General features: G+C 68.7%; 10 protein-coding genes. 1 reads left to right on the top strand and 9 read right to left on the bottom strand.

Annotated features, from left to right (window positions below):
- From IEZ15_RS35480 to IEZ15_RS35440, 9 genes are all read right to left on the bottom strand, one after another.
- Positions 1-1,401: condensation domain-containing protein (locus tag IEZ15_RS35480; RefSeq protein WP_229846331.1), on the bottom strand; the 1,401-nt coding region annotated here is incomplete at its 3' end.
- 89 nt (positions 1,402-1,490) lie between these two features.
- Entirely contained in the window at positions 1,491-8,228 is a 6,738-nt protein-coding gene (locus IEZ15_RS35475) for a non-ribosomal peptide synthetase (RefSeq protein ID WP_229846330.1), read from the bottom strand.
- A 198-nt stretch (positions 8,229-8,426) separates the two neighbouring features.
- Complete coding sequence (locus IEZ15_RS35470; protein ID WP_189281014.1) at positions 8,427-9,830, bottom strand: MFS transporter; 1,404 nt, start codon at positions 9,828-9,830, stop codon at positions 8,427-8,429.
- A gap of 4 nt (positions 9,831-9,834) precedes the next feature.
- Positions 9,835-10,449: a winged helix-turn-helix domain-containing protein gene (locus IEZ15_RS35465; RefSeq protein ID WP_189281013.1), complete on the bottom strand. Its 615-nt coding sequence runs from the start codon at positions 10,447-10,449 to the stop codon at positions 9,835-9,837.
- Positions 10,450-11,151: 702 nt separating this feature from the next.
- Positions 11,152-11,604: an IS3 family transposase gene (locus IEZ15_RS35460; protein ID WP_189281012.1), complete on the bottom strand. Its 453-nt coding sequence runs from the start codon at positions 11,602-11,604 to the stop codon at positions 11,152-11,154.
- Between the two features lie 44 nt (positions 11,605-11,648).
- The gene (locus IEZ15_RS35455; RefSeq protein ID WP_189281011.1) at positions 11,649-11,930 is read right to left on the bottom strand and encodes a transposase; all 282 of its coding nucleotides are present in this window, start codon (positions 11,928-11,930) and stop codon (positions 11,649-11,651) included.
- 35 nt (positions 11,931-11,965) lie between these two features.
- The gene (locus tag IEZ15_RS35450; RefSeq protein ID WP_229846328.1) at positions 11,966-13,177 is read right to left on the bottom strand and encodes an alanine racemase; all 1,212 of its coding nucleotides are present in this window, start codon (positions 13,175-13,177) and stop codon (positions 11,966-11,968) included.
- Positions 13,178-13,236: 59 nt separating this feature from the next.
- Positions 13,237-14,655, bottom strand: coding sequence for an amino acid permease (locus IEZ15_RS35445; RefSeq protein ID WP_189281010.1), 1,419 nt, complete (start codon positions 14,653-14,655; stop codon positions 13,237-13,239).
- A gap of 112 nt (positions 14,656-14,767) precedes the next feature.
- Positions 14,768-15,226 (bottom strand): RidA family protein, encoded by a 459-nt coding sequence (locus tag IEZ15_RS35440; protein ID WP_189281017.1) that lies wholly within the window; start codon positions 15,224-15,226, stop codon positions 14,768-14,770.
- A gap of 237 nt (positions 15,227-15,463) precedes the next feature.
- On the opposite strand from IEZ15_RS35440, the gene IEZ15_RS35435 reads away from it, so the two are divergent.
- Entirely contained in the window at positions 15,464-17,122 is a 1,659-nt protein-coding gene (locus tag IEZ15_RS35435; protein WP_189281009.1) for a PucR family transcriptional regulator, read from the top strand.
- Positions 17,123-17,475: the final 353 nt, after the last annotated feature.

Raw genomic sequence — 17,475 nt, 5'->3', positions numbered from 1 at the left:
CAACCGTGCGTCAGGGGCAGCTGCCACAGAGGCGGCGAGCGTGGCCAGATGGCCGGCCATCCGCTCGATCCTCGCCCGATCGAACAGATCCGTCCGATACTCCAACACAGCTCGGAGGCCGTCCGACGACTCGACAACGGTCAGCGTCAGGTCGAACTTGGCCACACCCCGCTCGATCTCGACCGGCTCGACGTCCACGCCCGCCAGCTGCCATGCCTCGCCGTCCGCGCTTCCCGGCGCCTGAAGGACGAACATGGTCTGGAACAACGGGTTGCGCGACAGATCCCGTTCCGGCGCCAGCTCCTCCACCAGCCGCTCGAACGGCAGGTCCTGGTGGTCGAAAGCCCCCAGGGCCGTGTCCTTGACGCGGTCGATCAGCTCGCCGAAGGTCGGGTCACCGGACAGGTCGGTCCGCATCACCAATGTGTTGACGAAGAAGCCGACGACATCCTCGATCTCGGCCCGGTTGCGGCCCGCGATCGGGGTTCCCACCGCGATGTCGTCCTGGCGGCAATAGCGTGCCAACACGACCTGGAACAACGACAGCAGCGCCATGAACAGGCTCGCACCCTGCCGTCCCGCCGCCTCCCGCAACCGCTCCGCCACCTCGGCCGCTACCTCGAAGGTGACCACGTCGCCGGCGCCGCTCGCGTGCGCCGGGCGCTGACGGTCCGTGGGCAGCTCCAACGGTGTGGAACGGGCGAGGCGCTCGCGCCAGTACCCGAGCTGCCGCTCCAGCGCCGGCCCCGTGAGCTGGTCGCGCTGCCAGACGGCGAAGTCCGCATACTGCACTGGAAGGTCCGGGAGCGACGCTTCGCGCCCCCCGGCCAGGGCCGCCGCGTACAGCTCACGGAGTTCGCGCGCCAGGATGCCGGAGGACCAGCCGTCCGACACGATGTGATGTGTCGTCAGGAGCAGGTAGTGGTCGTCATCGGCAAGGCGTACGACGTCCGTCCGCAGCGGCCGGCCCGTCGTGAGGTCGAAGGGGCGCTTCGCTTCGCTGCGCAGCACCTCACGGGCTCTTTCTTCGGCGACCGCGTCTCCCTCGCCCCGCAGGTCGTGCACCGAAACGTCGACCGGCCAGGGCGCGTTGACCTCCTGGTGCGGCGTGCCGTCGTCGCCCGCTGTGAAGGCCGTCCGCAGCACCTCGTGCCGGGCCACCAGGCCGGACAGCGCCGTCTCCAGTGCTGTGACATCGAGTAGGCCGCGTACCCGCAGCGCCGTGGGCACGAGGTAGTCGGCGCTCTCGGGGGTCAGGCGGTCCAGGAACCAGAGCCGCTGCTGTGCGAACGACAGCGGAAGCGGTCCGGCGGCGTCCTTGTCGGCACGTACGATCCGGTCCGCGTCCGCGTGCCGTCGCATACGGGACAGTAGCCGTGCCTCGATCGAGTTCTCGCCCATGATGATGTCTGTCCTCTGCTCTTCGGGTGGGCAACGGGTCTCTGCGCGGGGACAACGGGTCTCTGCGGGTGGGCAGGGGGCCGCTGAATTCAGGACGCCTGTTCCTGTGTGTCGAACAATTCGATGAGCTGCTCCTTGACACCGGTGACCGTCGGCGCCTGGAACAGGCGGCGCAGACCGATACGGACCCCGGTCACCGCCTCGATGCGATTGACGAGCTGGATGGCGAGGAGGGAATGCCCTCCGATGTCGAAGAAGCGGTCGTGGATTCCGACCTTTTCGCGTCCGAGCACGCCGGCCATGATGTCGGCGATCTCCGCCTCGATGTCGTCCCGGGGCGCCACGAATTCCGCCGTGGTGTCGGCCTCGTCGGGGGCCGGCAGCGCAGAGTGGTCGACCTTGCCGTTCCGGTTGAGTGGGAGTTCGGGCAGTTCCACGAACGCGGACGGCATCATGGCCCGGGGCAGTCGCTCGGCCGCCCATGCCCGCAGCGCCTCGGCGTCCGTGTCCGCCGTACTGTCCGGCGCGGGTACGTGATAGGCGACGAGCCGTTTGTCGCCCGGGGCGTCCTCGCGGACGGTCACCGCGCACACCCCGACCGCGTCATGGGCGAGCAAGGCCGCCTCGATCTCACCGAGTTCGACCCGTACGCCGCGCAGCTTCACCTGCCGGTCGATGCGTCCGAGCAGGTCGAGTTCGCCATCGGGGGTGAAGCGGCCGACGTCACCGGTGCGGTACATCCGGCCGCCGGTGAACGGGTCCGGTACGAAGCGTTCCGCGGTGAGTTCGGGCCGCTCGTGGTAGCCGCGCCCCACGCTGTCTCCGCCGAGATACACCTCGCCCAGCACTCCCGCGGGTACGGGCCGGCGGTCCGGGTCGAGGACGTACACGGTCTGGTTCACCATGGGCCGCCCCGCGAGGACCGGACCCTGGGGGTCGGTGCGCGAGGCCCGCCAGTACGTGGTGTCGACGGAGACCTCCGTCGCCCCGTACAGGTTGATCAGGTCGCCGGGGAAACGGTCGAGGAAGCGGGCCACCAAGGTCGGCTGAAGGGGTTCGCCGCTCGCGAAGGCGTAACGCAGGTGCGCGCAGTCTTCGGGCTCCGCCTGTGAGACGAACAGGTCCAGCAGGCTCGGCACGAAGTGCAGGCCGACCACCCGGTGGGCCCCCATCAGGCGTGACACCTCGGCCATGTCCAGCCGGTCGGAGCCGGGTACGAGCACGACCGTCGCCCCCTGCCACAGAGGCCAGAAGATCTCGTACGCCGACACGTCGAAGGACAGGGGCGTCGCCTGAAGGAAGCCCTCGCCCGGCGCGAGCGGGAACGCGTCCTGCATCCCGGCCAGGTAGTTGACCACCCCTCGGTGCTCGATGCGGACGCCCTTCGGCCGCCCGGTCGAGCCGCTGGTGTAGATCAGGTAGGACAAGTCGCCGGGTCCTGCGACGGGCTGGGGTGCGGTTACCGGGAGGGTGTCCGGCAGGTCCGAGGCGCGGTCGACGGCCAGCAGGACCAGGCCCTCGGCCAGCAGGCCGGCGTGTGCGGTGTCGGTCACGACCAGTGGTGCACCGGAGTCCTCCACCAGGTAGGCCAGTCGTTCCGCCGGATGTTCCGGGTCGAGCGGAACATAGGCCGCACCGGCCTTCAGGATGCCGAGCAGCGTCCACACCAGGGCGGGGGAGCGCTCCAGGCAGACGCCCACCGGGACATCCGGTCCGATCCCCGGCTCGGCGCGCAGCCGGTGGGCCAACTGATTCGCCCGCTCGTCGAGTTCGCGGTAGGTCAGCTCTTCCGTGCCGCACACGACGGCGACGGCGTCCGGGGTGAGCGCCGCGCGCGCCTCGAACAGCTGATGCAGGGTGGCCGCGACGGGGACGGGCGCCGAGGTGGCGTTCCACTCGGTCACGATCCGGAGGCGCTCGTCCGTACCCAGCATCTCCAGCTCGGACAGCGCGCTGCGTGGACGCGCCGTCGCCGCGTCCAGCAGGTTGGTGAAGTGATCCACGAGGCGCCGCGCGGTGGCCTCGGTGAAGAGGTCACCGGCGTAGACGACGGCGCCGTCCAGAGTACCGTCGGCCGCCTCGGCGAGGTACATCGACAGGTCGAACTTCGCGTCGCGTACAGGGGACTCCATGGGCTCCGCCGTCAGACCGGGCAGGCTCCACGCGTCCGCTCCGGGCGTGTTCTGGAGCGCGAACAGAGTCTGGAACAGCGGATTGCGGGACAGGTCACGGTCGGGAGCCAGCTCTTCGACGAGGCGCTCGAAGGGCAGGTCCTGGTGGTCGTACGCGCCCAGTGCCGTGTCCTTGACGCGGGCCAGCAGCTCGGTGAACGCCGGATCGCCGGAGAGGTCGGTGCGCAGGACGAGAGTGTTGACGAAGAAGCCGATCAGGTCTTCGGTCTCGGCCCTGTTGCGGCCGGCGATGGGGGTACCCACCGCGACGTCCCGTTGTCCGCTGTAGCGGGCCAGCAGCAGTTGGAAGACCGACAGCAGGGTCATGAACAGGCTCGCGCCGCCGTCGGCGGCCACCGCCCTGGCACGTGCGGCGACGTCGGCGGGCACCGAGAACCGGACGACCTCACCCTTGCCGGTGCGCTGCGCGGGACGGGCATGGTCCGTCGGCAGCTCCAGCGGCTCCAGGTCCGCCAAACAAGCACGCCAGTAACTGAGCTGGCGTTCCAGCGGTTCGCCGGTCAGCCAGCCGCGCTGCCACAGCGCGTAGTCGGCGTACTGCACCGGCAGCGGCGCCGGGACCGGTCCCTTCTCCAGGGCCGCCGCGTACAGCGCGGACAACTCACGTACCAGCACGCCCACTGACCAGCCGTCGAAGGCGATGTGATGCACGGTGATCGCCAGGACCGCTTCCTCGTCGGCCAGTCGTACCAGCACCGCGCGCAGCATCGGGACGGTGCTGAGGTCCACCGGGCGCAGGGCGTCCTCGGTCACGACCGCCGCACAGGCGTCGTCCCGGGCCTGGGCGTCGGCGACGGCGCGTAGATCCCGTATCAGCACCGTCACCGGCCCCTCGGGGGAGATCGACTGGACCGGGGAGCCCGCTTCGTCCGTGCCGAACCGGGTGCGCAGGACCTCGTGGCGGGCAACCAGCGCGGTGAAGGCGGAGTTGAGGGCGTCCACATCGACCAGTCCGTGGACGCGGAAGGCGAACGGCAGCAGATATTCGGCCCTTTCCGGCTCCAACTGGTCGAGGAACCAGAGGCGTTGCTGAGCGAAGCTCAGCGGCAGCGGGGCACCGTCGCGCGGTACGGCGGGGATGCGGGAGATCCCGACGTCATCGAGGTCCGCCACCGCGGCGGCCAGCAGCGCCGGGGTCGGCGCGCTGAACAGGGTCCGTACGGGGACGTCCACGCCCAGCCGCCGGCGCAACCGCGACACGACCCGCGTCGCCAGCAGCGAGTGGCCGCCCAGCGCGAAGAAGTCGTCGTCCACGCCGACCGTGTCGACGCCGAGCACCTCTGCCCAGACCTCGGCCACCGTCCGCTCGGTCCCGGTGCGCGGGGCCGTGTACGCGGCGCCCAGCTCGGACCGGTCGGAGGCGGGCGCGGGCAGTGCGCGGCGGTCCGTCTTGCCGTTCGGGGTGAGCGGGATGCGGTCCAGGGGCACGAACGCGGCGGGGATCATGTAGTCCGGCAGTTCACGCCGGAGGTGGGCGCGCAGCGCGCCCGTCTCGGCAGGTGGGTCCGCGACGACGTATGCCACCAGCCGCGGGTCGCCCGGTATGTCCTCGCGCAGCAGAACGGTGGCGAGCGTGACCGATGGGTGGGTGAGCAGCGCCGCCTCGATCTCACCGGGCTCGATGCGGTAGCCGCGCAGCTTGATCTGGTTGTCGCCCCGGCCGATGAACTCCAGATGCCCGTCAGGGTGCCACTTCGCGAGGTCGCCGGTGCGGTACACGCGCCGTGGCGTGCCGTCCAGCGTGACGACCGTGAACTTCTCGGCGGTCAGCTCGGGCCTGCCCAGATACCCTCGGGCCAGGCCGGGGCAGCTGATCCACATCTCACCCGGGACGCCTACCGGGACCGGCCGGCCGTGGCGGTCCACCACGAAGACCTTCGCGTTGGCGACCGGGCGCCCGATCGGCACGTGCTCGCCTGGCCCGGTGATCCGCGCCGTCGCCGCCTCCTGCGCCGCCTCCGTCGGCCCGTAACCGTTGACCAGCGGCACCGAGGTGTGGCGGAACCACTGGCGTACCTGCTCCCGCGGGAGCGCCTCGCCGCCGAGCCGCACCAGCCGCAGCTCCGGGCCGAGGGAATCCGGCCCGTCGAGCTGGGCGGCGAGCGCACCGAACGCCGACGGGGTCAGCCAGGCCACCGTCACCTTGTTGGTGCGCAGCGCCTGCCCGAGCATCCCCGGGTCCCACGCGTCGTCGCGCAGTACCAGGGAAGCACCTGAGACGAGAGGCGCGAACAATTGCCCCACCGAGGAGTCGAAGGAGATCGACGCGAACTGCAGTACCCGGTCCTCGCAGGTGAGGTCGAGCTGCCGCCGGGTCTCCCGCATCCGTGCGCGCAGGGCGCCGTGGGTGATCTGGACGCCCTTCGGGCGGCCTGTCGAACCGCTCGTGTAGATCACGTACGCCAGATCGTCCGGCTTCGCCCCGGGCGCGGAACCGTCACCCGGGCGGACGGGCGGATCCGACGGCCAGGAGTCCTCCAGCAGCAGGAGCGGCGTAGCGGCGGGCAGCCGCTCGGCGTGCGAGGACCGGGTGACGATCAGCGGGGCCCCGCTGTCCTCGACCATGTAGGCGAGCCGTTCGGTCGGATACGTCGGGTCCAACGGCACGTACGCGGCACCTGATTTGAGAATTCCGAGCAGCGCGCTCACCATGTCGGTGCCCCGGTCGAGGCAGACGGCGACCAGTGTCCCGGGACCGGCTCCGCGCTCGCGCAGCAGGGCGGCGATCCACTCGGCCCGCTCGTCCAGCTCGCGGTAGGTCAGATGATCCGAGCCGCAGGTGACAGCGGGGGAGTTCGGGCGTTCGGCGGCCCGGTCCTCGAAGAGCCGGTGCACGGTGACGGCGTCGGGGGCGTCGGTGTCCGCGCCGTTCCATGCGGTGAGTATGTGCCGCCGCTCCGAGGCCGTCAGCATCTCCAGGGCGGACAGCCGGGCGGTGGGAGCGTGAGCGGCCGCACCGAGCAGGGTCTCGAAGTGTCCGGCGAGCCGTACCATCGTGGCTTCGTCGAAGAGGTCGGTGGAGTAGACGATGGTGCCGTCCAGACCGCCGTCGTCGGCCTCCGTCGCGTAGAACGTGAAGTCGAACTTCGACTCCTGTGCGGCCACGTCCAGCTGGCGGACGCTGAGGCCGGGCAGCTCCCAGGATTGGTTGTCGGGTGTGTTCTGGAGGACGAACATGGTCTGGAACAATGGGTTCCGGGAGAGGTCCCGCTGTGGCGCCAGTTCCTCCACCAGCCGCTCGAAAGGCAGATCCTGGTGGTCGTAGGCACCGAGTGCGGTGTCCTTGACGCGGTCGATGAGTTCGGTGAACGTCGGGTCGCCCGACAGATCGGTACGCATGACCAGCGTATTCACGAAGAAGCCGACCATGTCCTCGATCTCGGCCCGGTTGCGGCCCGCGATCGGAGTGCCCACCGCGATGTCCTCCTGGCCGCTGTAGCGCGACAGCACGACCTGGAACACGGCGAGCAGCGTCATGAACAGGCTCGCGCCCGTGTCGTGCGCCAGTCTGCGGGCGCCGTCGGCGGTCGCGGCGGGGATGCTGAAGGTGAGCATCGCCCCGTTGCCACTGCGCCGTGCCGGGCGCCTGCGGTCGGTGGGCAGCTCCAGCGGTGCGGTGCCCGCCAGCATGTCACGCCAGTAGTCGAGTTGCGCGGACAGCTCATCACCGGTGAGCCATGCGCGCTGCCATACCGCGAAATCGGCGTACTGCAGCGGAGGTTCGAGCAGATCAGCGGCGATGCCCGTGACCCGCGCCGTGTACAGCTTGGTGAGCTCCCGCGAGATCACCCCCATTGACCATCCGTCGAAAGCTATGTGATGGATCGTCAGTGAGAGGAGGTGATCCGCCTCGTCCAGCCGGATCAGCAAGGCGCGGACCATCGGACCGATGGCGAGATCCACCGGCCGGAAGCCCTCGGTGTCCACGAGCGCGATGGCGGCCTCTTCCCGGGCACCGGCATCCGCGACGGACCGCAGGTCGTGTACGGCCAGCGGCAGCGGCCGGGGCACGTCGATGATCTGACCGGGGGTGCCGTCCCCGTCGGTGACGAAACGGGTCCGCAACACCTCGTGCCGCGCCACCAGCTCCGACAGCGACGCCTCCAGCGCCGGCACGTCCAGCGGACCGCTGATGCGCAGCCCCATGGGGATGAGATATTCGGCGCGGCCCGGCTCCAGCTGATCCAGGAACCAGAGGCGGCGCTGCGCGAACGACAGCGGCAGAGGCCGCCCGTCACGGGCGGCGGCGGGGATTGAGGCCGTGACGTCGGGATCGGACGGTGAGGCCAGGGCATCCGCGCCCTCGTCCATGTCCTCGTCGATGGACTCGAACAGCCGACGGGTCCGTCGCATGGCCTCATCGGCGAGGAACGATGCCACGGTCCGTACGGTCAAAGGCCCCTTTGCCGAAGGGGCCTGGAATTCCGAGCCGAACTCCATCGCCACCCGGCGGGCCATTTCCGCCGCCTGCTCCCCGGTGCCGCCCAGCAGGAAGAAGTCGGACTCCGCCGCCTTCACCTCGGTGCCGAGAACGGACTGCCACACGTCGGCGATACGGGCCTCGGCCGGCGAGAACTCACGCCCCGCTTCCCGGCCGGGTGCCGGTGCCGGCGGCACCATCGGATTCGTAGTCATGCGTCCACCAGTTCCTCGTCGTCGACCCGTAACGGAAGGCCCTCGGATGCTCAGCCGAATTCGATGCTCGCAGAGCGATCTTGACGAGATAACTGGTTACTTCTGCCCGCAGAACGTGGCCACTTCTGCCCGTACGCGCGGCGGCCGGGGCGGGGTGCCCCGGCCGCCGCACTCGTGCCACGCCGTTCCCGCGCCGGTTCAGGCCGTGGCCGTGACCGGGGGCTCCTCCGGCGACACGGTCTGGGCCGCCGCGCTCGCAGGGCCCGCCCCGCTGCTGTCTTCCGCAGCGTCGGTGGTGGCGCGTTCGGATGCCGTCCGCTTGCGCATTCCGGTCCATTCCCTGCTCATGCCAGGCACACCGATGGCGACCAGGTACAGCCCGCCCACGATCCACAGCGCCGTCGACGTGCCGGTCGCGGTCACCAGCCCCGCCCCCAGCAGTCCGCCGAACGGGATTCCCGCCCAGGTGACCGCCTGCGCCAGTGTCTTGACCCGGCCCAGCAGCGGTGTCGGGATCAGTTCGTACGTCACCGCACCCACGATCGGGTTGACGAAGCCGGACCCCAGGCCACCCACCGCGAGCACCGTCAGCACCAGCCACAGTGGTGCCCCCATCGCCATGGCGGCGAACCGGGGCAGGCCGCCCATGGAGAAGCCGATCAGATAGACGGTGCGCCGTGGCAGTCGCTCGGCCACCCCGGCGGCCACCAGCGCGGCGATGATCGACGTCGCGGCGAAGACACTCACCACCAGGCCGATGGCTTCCGCGCCGTTCCCCGACTCCTTCGCCCACACCGGCAACAGCACCGACATGAATGCCTGGTCGAGGAGATTTGTCACCGCCAGCATGCCCACGATGGACCGCAGCAGCTTCGCGTCCCGCAGGAAGGTGGCACCCTGGCGCAGTTGAGAGAGGTAGCCGCTGCTCTCCTCGATCGGGGTCTCGTGCGGCTCGGGCACCGGGTCGGTGAGGGTCGTCGAGACGATCAGCGCCGACACCGCGAACAGTGCGGCGGTGATCCACAGCGCGTACAGGCTGCCGAACGCGGTGACGACCACGCCCGCGAGGGCCGGCCCGACGGTCGTCGCGGTCCGCTCGACAGCGGCCGAAAGACCGGTGCCCCGCTCGATGGGTACGCGGGCGGCGCGGGTGGCCGACGGCACGAAGAGCCCCTTGGCGCCGTTGGCCGGCCCGTCGGCCGCGCCGACGACCGCGAGCAGGGCCAGCAGCAGGCCGAAGGGCAGGCCGCCCGTCAGGTAGAGCAGCGGGGCGGTGGCCATCGCGGCAGTGGACAGGAGGTCGCCCGCCACACTGATCCGCTTGGGGCCGATACGGTCGATGAGCGGGCCTGCCAGCGCCTGCGAGATCACGTACGGGACGATCTGGCAGAAGGCCACCAGACCGGTCTTGCCCACGCTGCCCGTGGTCGTCAGAACGAACCAGGGCAGGGCGATCGACAACACCCGGTTGGCCGACAGGGCCGCCGCGTTGGCCGACAGCATGCCGACCAGGCCGCGCAGGACCCTGGGGCCCGTGTCCGGCGCCGATATCCGTGAGCCGTTGTCCGCCGCCGTCCCGGCGGCTGTGTGCTGAGTGGCCATCGCTCTACTCCATGTCGGTGGGCTGGGTGACGCGCCGGTCCTCGCTGGTCGGGAACAACTGGAACTGGAAGGTGACCCGTGCCGCGTCCTGCGGCGCCTGCGCGTCGGCTGCCGCGGCGGCGGACGTACGCCGGCGGAGCAGGGCGTGGATCTCCGCCGTCAACTCCTTGGCGTCGGCGGGGGTGAGGGCAAGCGCGTAGTCACCGAAGTCCTGCGCGTCGCGCCACTCGGGCGTGAGTGAAGGGGTCGCCTCGATCGCGGCCGTCAGGGCGTCGGACCAGACCCGGCCGAGGGCCTGGAGGTAGGCGATGCCGAGTCCCTCGCTGCCGTCCAGCGCGTCGTTGTCGGGCGCGACGGTATTCGCATGCGCCGCCTGCCACCAGCGCTCACGCCGCCCGCCCGGTGAGCGTGCCTCCGTGATGAAGCCGTACTCCGCGAGCTGGCGCAGGTGGTAGCTGGTCGCCCCGGTGTTCAGATTCAGCCGGCGAGCCACCGTGGTGGCCGTGGCCGGGCCCTCTGTCCGCAGGCTGGTGAGGATCTGAACCCGTAGTGGGTGGGCGATGCCGCGCAGGTTACGGGCGGTCAGATGTACCTGGGAGGGCTGCTGCGGTAGTTCCATGAGGTTCAAGCTAGACCAACAAAGGAGTCTGTGCATAGAAAGTTGTGCACAGAAGTCTGTGTAATATTTCGGCGCGTAGCGTCTTACAACTCCTACAGTGCTGCTGGGGAGTTGGTTCTCAGTCGACGAGGCGGGCCGTACGTGTGCCCTTCCGGCATGTGTCCGTGTTGGAGCGCGTCGCAATGGCGGCTCGCCGGCGGCCCCGTGTCTGCGGGACAGCACGGCAACGGAAGCAGGCGTCACCGTTGCTCCGCCGTGAGGCCGCGCGTGGCGACCTGCCGCTTGGCCGTTGCACCCTGCTGCTGCCCCCCGTCCCAGGCGCGCGACCGAACGAGCTCGGGGGGCTGGCCGCGCTGGCCTGTGTGGCGTGCTGCGCGCTGCCCGTCGATCGCGGCGGCCGTCGTCGGTGCCGGCACCGGGCCGTGGTAGCGGCTGAGGTGTGCGCCCGCGCGGTGCTCACCGCGGCGGACGGGCGGGCGGGCATCGATTCCGCCTGGCGCGGTCGTCGACCTGATGTGCTGGCAGCCCAAGGCACTGGCGCGGCTGCCTTCTGCCTTCCAACGGCTGGAGCGTGGCATCGCCCACGTGCCGTTCATCCCGGTGATCGGAACGGCACCCGGAGCTCGCACCTCCCTGCACTTCTGTGGGAAGCGAAGGACGGCTCCACGGTCTTCACCCCGCAGGCGGTCGCCGCCACGGGGGTCACGGATCTCCTCGATCCTTCTCGGTCATGTCGCCGCACCACACCTGGTCCGGAGCATCGGCGGTGAAGTCACGGCGGACGAAGTCCGGCGCCGCGGGCCGCTTGTCGGGCCTGGTCAGCCCGCGCCGTCGGCGGATCTTCCTTCCGGCCAGGCCGAGTTCGGCCATCAGGCGGGCGACGGTGTTCACCGAGACGCGCCAGCCCGCGCGGACCAGGAGGAGCCAGATCTTCGGCGAGCCGTAGGTATCGCCGGAGCCCTCGAAGATCTGCCGGATCACCTCGGCCAGCTGTCCGCGCCGGACCTCGCGGGCCGTGGTGGGCTTGTTGCGCCACTTGTAGAACCAGGACTCCGACACTTCCAGAACTTGGCAGGTCAGACGGTGTGAGACGTGGTGTTCGGTCCTCTGGTTACCGATGAACGCGGCCAGGGCGGCCGGTTCCGTCTCGGTCACTTCACCCAGAGGAACATGCATCGTTTGAGGACATCACGCTCCATCTACAGCTCGCGTATCCGCTTGTTCTTCTCGTTCATCTCCCGGCGCAGCCGCTCCAGTTCAGTGTGCTCCGTCTCGCGCATCCGGCCATCCGGTGCCGGCTCGGCTGGCCGGTCGGACGACGCCGACCCGTTGCGCCGCCACCGCGACACCCAGCTGTGCAGCGTGCCGGAGTGCACGCCGAGCTCCTTGGCGACCTCCGGGACCGACCTGCCCGTCTCGATCACGATGCGTACAGCACCCTCACGAAACTCAGGCGTGTACGTCCGTTGCTTGGACCCCATGAATCCCAACTTCCCCTGCAATCACGGACTCCACGCTACGAGGGGAGGGTCAGTTCTTCTCGCTGACTCGCTGACTCGCTGACTCGCTGACTCGCTGACTCGCTGAGCGCTGTGTCGATCGACGATCGGCGGAAGTCGGTGTGCCAGACGTCGATCACATCACCGTGGTCGTTGGTGATGAGGTACTCGGGCCATCGGTCAAATGCCGAGCACGGGTGCGAGATCCCGAACTCGACGACATCCGTCACCTCAAGATTCCATGCGTCGGAGAGCACGGTGTGGTGGTCGTACAGCGAGCGCACACGTCCGCGGACACCGGACTTGTCCTGTCCGGCCGCCGTGCTGGCGGACAGAAGGATCGGCGTCTCGGTGTCGTAGGGAAGGTCGCGCTTTCCGGCTCCGACCACGGCGGTGCCGTCCTCGGCGGCTGACACGACGACCGCGCGCACGGCCAGGGCTGGGACGAGGCCGGGAATCGGGCTCACGCGGGCGTAGACGCCGTGATCGTGCGTGACATAGCAACCGGACCTGAGCAACCGGATTGTGCCCGGAACGTCGTCGTCCGTCGGGAGGAAGTCGACGACACGGTCAGGAAAGGCCGATCCGCCCATCGAGTACACGGGGCGGTCGGTCTCGAAGAGTCCGGCGACGTCGAGGTAGACGTCGCGGACCCGGCGGCAGTGTTCGTCCACGGCCGCAATCGTTTCGTCGGTCCTTGTGTTCGGGGCGACGCCTTCGTACCCGGCGACTCCCACGAGCCGGAGTCCGGGAGCCGCTCGGACAAGCTCCGCTGTGCGGCGGGCCTGCTCCGGGTCGCGGATACCGGTGCGGCCACCCGGGGTGCCTATGTCCAGAAGCACCTCGAGAGCGGGGCCGTGCGCGCCGAACACCCGATTCGCTGCGGCGATCCCGGCCGCGGAGTCGACGAAGCACCGGATCTTCCGTTCCGGCTCGGCGGCGAGCCAGGCCCGAAGTCGCGCCAGTCCGAATGGATCGACGACCTGGTTCGCGATGAGGACGGTGTTGTGTCCCCAGCCGAGCACGGTCGCGACCTGGTCGACGGTGGCAACGGTGACGCCGACGGCGCCGGCCGCGATCTGCCGTTCGATGACGGGAGCGGACATCGTCGTCTTGACGTGGGGAGCAAGCGCGACGTCATGGGTCTTGCACCAGTCGGCCATGACGCGGATGTTGTGATCGAGGGCGGCGGCGTCGAGACGCAGCTGGGGGTATGCGGCGGGAATCACGAATGTTCCTTGAGGTGGCTGCTCGGCAGGGCGTCAGCGCAAGTGGATGGACTCAGGGCTCACAGCGCGCTCGGCGCCCGGGCCGGGACGTGCTCCTTGCGGGCGGCGTTTCGCGACGACATTCGGTAGCCGCCGATGAGAACCGCTGCCCAGACCGGCAGGGCGTACAAGGCGATGCGCTGGCCCTCGTCGAACGCGAGGAGAATCGTCAGAGCTGCGAGGAAGGCGAGGGTGGCCCAGCACAGGGCCTTGGCGTAAGGGAGTTGGAACGTACTCGCGGGTGCCTCACCGCGTTCTACGCGACGCCGGTAGACGAGGTGGCAGGCGACGATGACACCCCAGCTCCAGATTCCTCCGAGGGTGGCGACCGACGAGATGTACGAGAACGCCTTCTCCGGGACGATCGCGTTGACCGCGACGCCGACGAGCATCAGAGTGCCGGAGGCGATGATGGCGGCCGCAGGCACGTGACCACGGCTGGTCTTCTCGAACACCTTGGGTGCGAGTCCGTCCTCGGCGAGCTTCTTGAGCAGGCGTCCGTTGCTGTACAGCCCGGCGCTGCATGCCGACAGAGCAGAGGCGAGGACCACGAAGTTCATGACGCCGGCGGCCGCGGGAAGACCAATGTGCGAGAAGCCCTTGACGAAGGGGCTCTCGTCCGCGCTGAACTGATCCCAAGGGAACAGCGACATCAGCACGATCAGGGTGCCGACGTAGAAGATCCCGATACGCCAGGGCACGGAGTTGATCGCCTTCGGTATCACGAACTCCCGGTCCTTGGTCTCGGCTGCGGTCATGCCGATGAGTTCGACGCCCTGGTAGGAGAAGACCACGATCTGGAAGGCCAGAAGGACCGCGAGCAGCCCGTGCGGGGCGATGCCTCCGTGATTCCAGAGGTTCTCGATCCCGCCTGCCTGGCCGGCTTTGCCGACGTCGAAGACCAGTGCGAAGATGCCGCCACCGATCAGGGCAAGGATGGTGACGACCTTGATCGATGCGAACCAGAATTCGGCCTCCCCGAAGAATCCGACCTTGGCCAGGTTCAATCCGACGAGTGCGAGCAGCGCGATCAGTGCCGTGAGGTATTGCGGCATCGACGGGAACCAGAACTTGACGAAGACCCCGGCTGCGGTGAGCTCGGCCATCCCGATGATGGTCCAGGTGATCCAGTAGCCCCAGCCGGTGACGAAACCGTATGCAGGGCCCAAGAACTCGCGCGCATACTCGGCGAAGCTCCCCGCGACGGGCCGGTACATCAGCAGCTCGCCGAGGGCACGCATGATGATGAAGATGAACACGCCGGTGACCGCGTAGACGCCGATCACGGCCGGCCCGGCGTAGGAGATGCCTTTCCCGGATCCAAGGAAGAGCCCGACTCCGATGGCGCCACCGATCGCGATCATGCGGATGTGCCGTTTGTTGAGTCCTTGCGCGAGGCCGTCCTCGTTCGCCCCTTCGGGGGAGCTGTCGACTGTCATGATGTGCCCTTGTTCGAGGTCAGTGTTTGGACATAGGCGTTTGGGTCGGCGAGGACAGTCGTGGCAGACCGCGCCGGGCGTCGCTCGGCCGGGTCCGGCTGGGTGCCGGGGGTCAGGCAACCTCGACGATGAGTTCGACTTCGACGGGGGCATTCAGTGGCAGTTCTGCGACGCCGACAGCCGAGCGTGCATGTGTACCGGCATCGCCGAAAACGCGCGCGAGCAGATTCGAGGCGCCGTTGACGACCTCGGGCTGGCCGGCGAAGTCGTCGGCGGAAGCAACGAACCCGGTAACCTTCACGACCCGTACGACCGAGTCGAGGCCGACGAGGGCATCGATCGCAGCAAGTGCATTTAGAGTGCAGATTTCCGCTGCCCTCGAGGCGTCCGTCACTGAAACCTGGCGGCCGACTTTTCCCGGTCGTTCGATCGATCCCCGCACCAACGGCAACTGGCCAGAGGTGTAGACCAGATCACCGGTCCGCACCGCCGGAACATAGACGCCGATCGGCGTGGACGTCGACGGCAGTTCGAACCCGAGCTCGGCGAGGCTTTTCGCCCATGACGACATGGACGACGCGGAGACAGCGCACCGCGCGTCGCTGGATGCACCGCTGGTGGATGGTGTCGCGAACATGTAAACACTGCCTGCTTTCGGGGGTGGGGCGTCGATGTGCACCAGCGTGCTGCACGTCACCACGACGTGCATCGTGAATCCGCACCAATCACGACCGAGGTGTGGTGCGGATTCACATTCACGAACGACGTACCGTTGGGTGCAGCAGGAAGCAATCGGAGGGTGTCGATCATGACCAGCCCTGGAGCCAGGCTCGATAACGTCGTGAGCAACCTCGCCGGCACCCTGCTGGAGGTTCTTGCGGGGACCGTCGGCGGAACGACGTTGATCACCGACGTCGTCGTAGACGATCCGCGGGAGCAGGTACCGGTTCGCCCCGGGGCCATGCTTCTGTGTACCGCCGCCGACGTCCGAGATCTGCCGGCCTTGCTCGATCGTGCGGTCACACGCCAGGCGCCCGCCCTCGTGGTACGTGCGCCGCTGGATCTCGAGCCGGAGCTGCGTGCTCACGTCGAACGCAGCGGTGTGGTCCTGCTCGGCCTCGCCGGCGGAGCAACGTGGGCACAGTTGGTCGTCCTGCTCCGCTCGCTGCTCTCCAGCAGTGCGAGCGGCGAGGAACTGCTGGCCGGAATGCCCGCGGAAGACTCGTTCGCCCTGGCCAACGCGATCGGATCACTGCTCGAGGCACCGATCACCATCGAAGATCGCGACTCACAGATTCTGGCGTTCTCCGATCGCCAGAACGAGGCTGATCAAACACGGATCGAGACGATTCTCGGACGTGTCGTCCCCCAGCACGCCCGCCTCGCGCAGGAACGAGCGGGCGTCTTCAAACGGCTCCACGCCAGCGAGAAACCGATCTTCATCGACACACCGCAGATCGAAGGAGCGCCAGGCCTTCCGCGCGTGGCGATAGCCGTACGAGCAGGTGACCAAGTGCTCGGCTCGATCTGGGCGGCAGTCCCTGGGCCCCTGAGCGACGAGAAGGAGCAAGTACTCGTCGATGCCGCGAAAGTTGTTGCGCTGCAGCTGCTGCGGCACCGTATCGGTGTAGACATCGACCGGCAGGTTCGCGCGGACCTCATCGCAACCGCATTGGCAGGGGCCGCCCCGGCGGCGGGCGCGATCGAGCGTCTTGGACTTGCGCACCGGACCGTGACCGTGCTCGGTCTGTCCCTTCCGAATGGGAACTCGGCCGACACTGCGGCCTCCGGGCGAACGCGGCGGCAGACCTTGGAACGGATCACCGACTCCTTCGCATTTCACCTGACGGTCGCGGCACCCGGCGCGGTCGTGGCATTGGTCGGCGACGTGTGTTATGCGATCGTGCCGGCGCCGATCCGAAAAGGAAAAGAAAACGTCACGGCCATGGCCCAGCGGGTTTCGAACGATTTCCTCGACCGTGCACGGGACAGACCTGCAGGAGTGGCGATCGGCATCGGTCGCGACGGCTCGTCATCCGATCCGGCCGACCTCGCTCGCTCGCGGCACGATGTGGACAGAACCCTACGTGTCCTGCGCCAGGAACCAGCCGGCCGAGTCGCGATGTTCGCCGACGTCCAACTCGACGCACTCTTGATGGAGATCGGTGACCAACTGAACAATGAGGGCGGACTGCTGGACGGCCCCATCGCCCGGCTGTATCACCATGATCGAGAACACGGAACCACGATGGCGGAAACCGTGGCCCAATGGCTCGACCACCTCGGCAACACCCTGAACGCATCTGCGACCATGGATGTACACCCCAACACATTCCGATACCGCCTTCGCCGAGCGGCAGAAATCGCGCAACTGAACCTGAATGATCCCGACGAACGCTTTGCGGCGATGCTCGAGTTCCGGCTCACTCGGCAACGACCGTCCGCGGAAGCCACCGCCGCCGCTTGACGCTTATCCGCGTGGGATGTCTTGTCAGCGGCGACCGCGCCCGGCCGTGTGCAGGCCGGACGACCGGCCCGCGGACGCGGGAGACCGCGCCCCGCCCGGTGGTAGCCAGCCAGGTTTTCATGTCCCCAGCCCGTCGGCGGGGGCCGACCTCTCAGCAGATCGCGAGCCGTAGAGCTCTTCCGCAGACCGAGGTCCAGTCGGACGCTGGAGACACGAACGGCTCACGGCGTGCCTCGAGCACTTCGTGGCTGCGGCGTTCGGGAACACCGGGCACCATCATGGAGGTGTCGCGCCGGCTGCGCGTCTTTGGCCGGGATCTGGCGCATCGATCAGCCTACTGGCGCACCCACGCT

This window comes from Streptomyces atratus (assembly GCF_014648655.1).
GTDB lineage: Bacteria > Actinomycetota > Actinomycetes > Streptomycetales > Streptomycetaceae > Streptomyces > Streptomyces atratus.
Note: the sequence above shows the minus strand (reverse complement) of the source record. Positions and strands in the feature narration are given on the sequence as shown.

What these genes read in the sequence shown, in the direction of transcription:
- IEZ15_RS35440 (WP_189281017.1), bottom strand. Translation starts at nt 15,226, where the DNA reads ATGTCGTCATGGGCGAAAAGCCTCGCCGAGCTCGGGTTCGAACTGCCG.
- IEZ15_RS35435 (WP_189281009.1), top strand. Translation starts at nt 15,464, where the DNA reads ATGACCAGCCCTGGAGCCAGGCTCGATAACGTCGTGAGCAACCTCGCC.
- IEZ15_RS35470 (WP_189281014.1), bottom strand. Translation starts at nt 9,830, where the DNA reads ATGGCCACTCAGCACACAGCCGCCGGGACGGCGGCGGACAACGGCTCA.
- IEZ15_RS35455 (WP_189281011.1), bottom strand. Translation starts at nt 11,930, where the DNA reads ATGGGGTCCAAGCAACGGACGTACACGCCTGAGTTTCGTGAGGGTGCT.
- IEZ15_RS35475 (WP_229846330.1), bottom strand. Translation starts at nt 8,228, where the DNA reads ATGACTACGAATCCGATGGTGCCGCCGGCACCGGCACCCGGCCGGGAA.
- IEZ15_RS35445 (WP_189281010.1), bottom strand. Translation starts at nt 14,655, where the DNA reads ATGACAGTCGACAGCTCCCCCGAAGGGGCGAACGAGGACGGCCTCGCG.
- IEZ15_RS35465 (WP_189281013.1), bottom strand. Translation starts at nt 10,449, where the DNA reads ATGGAACTACCGCAGCAGCCCTCCCAGGTACATCTGACCGCCCGTAAC.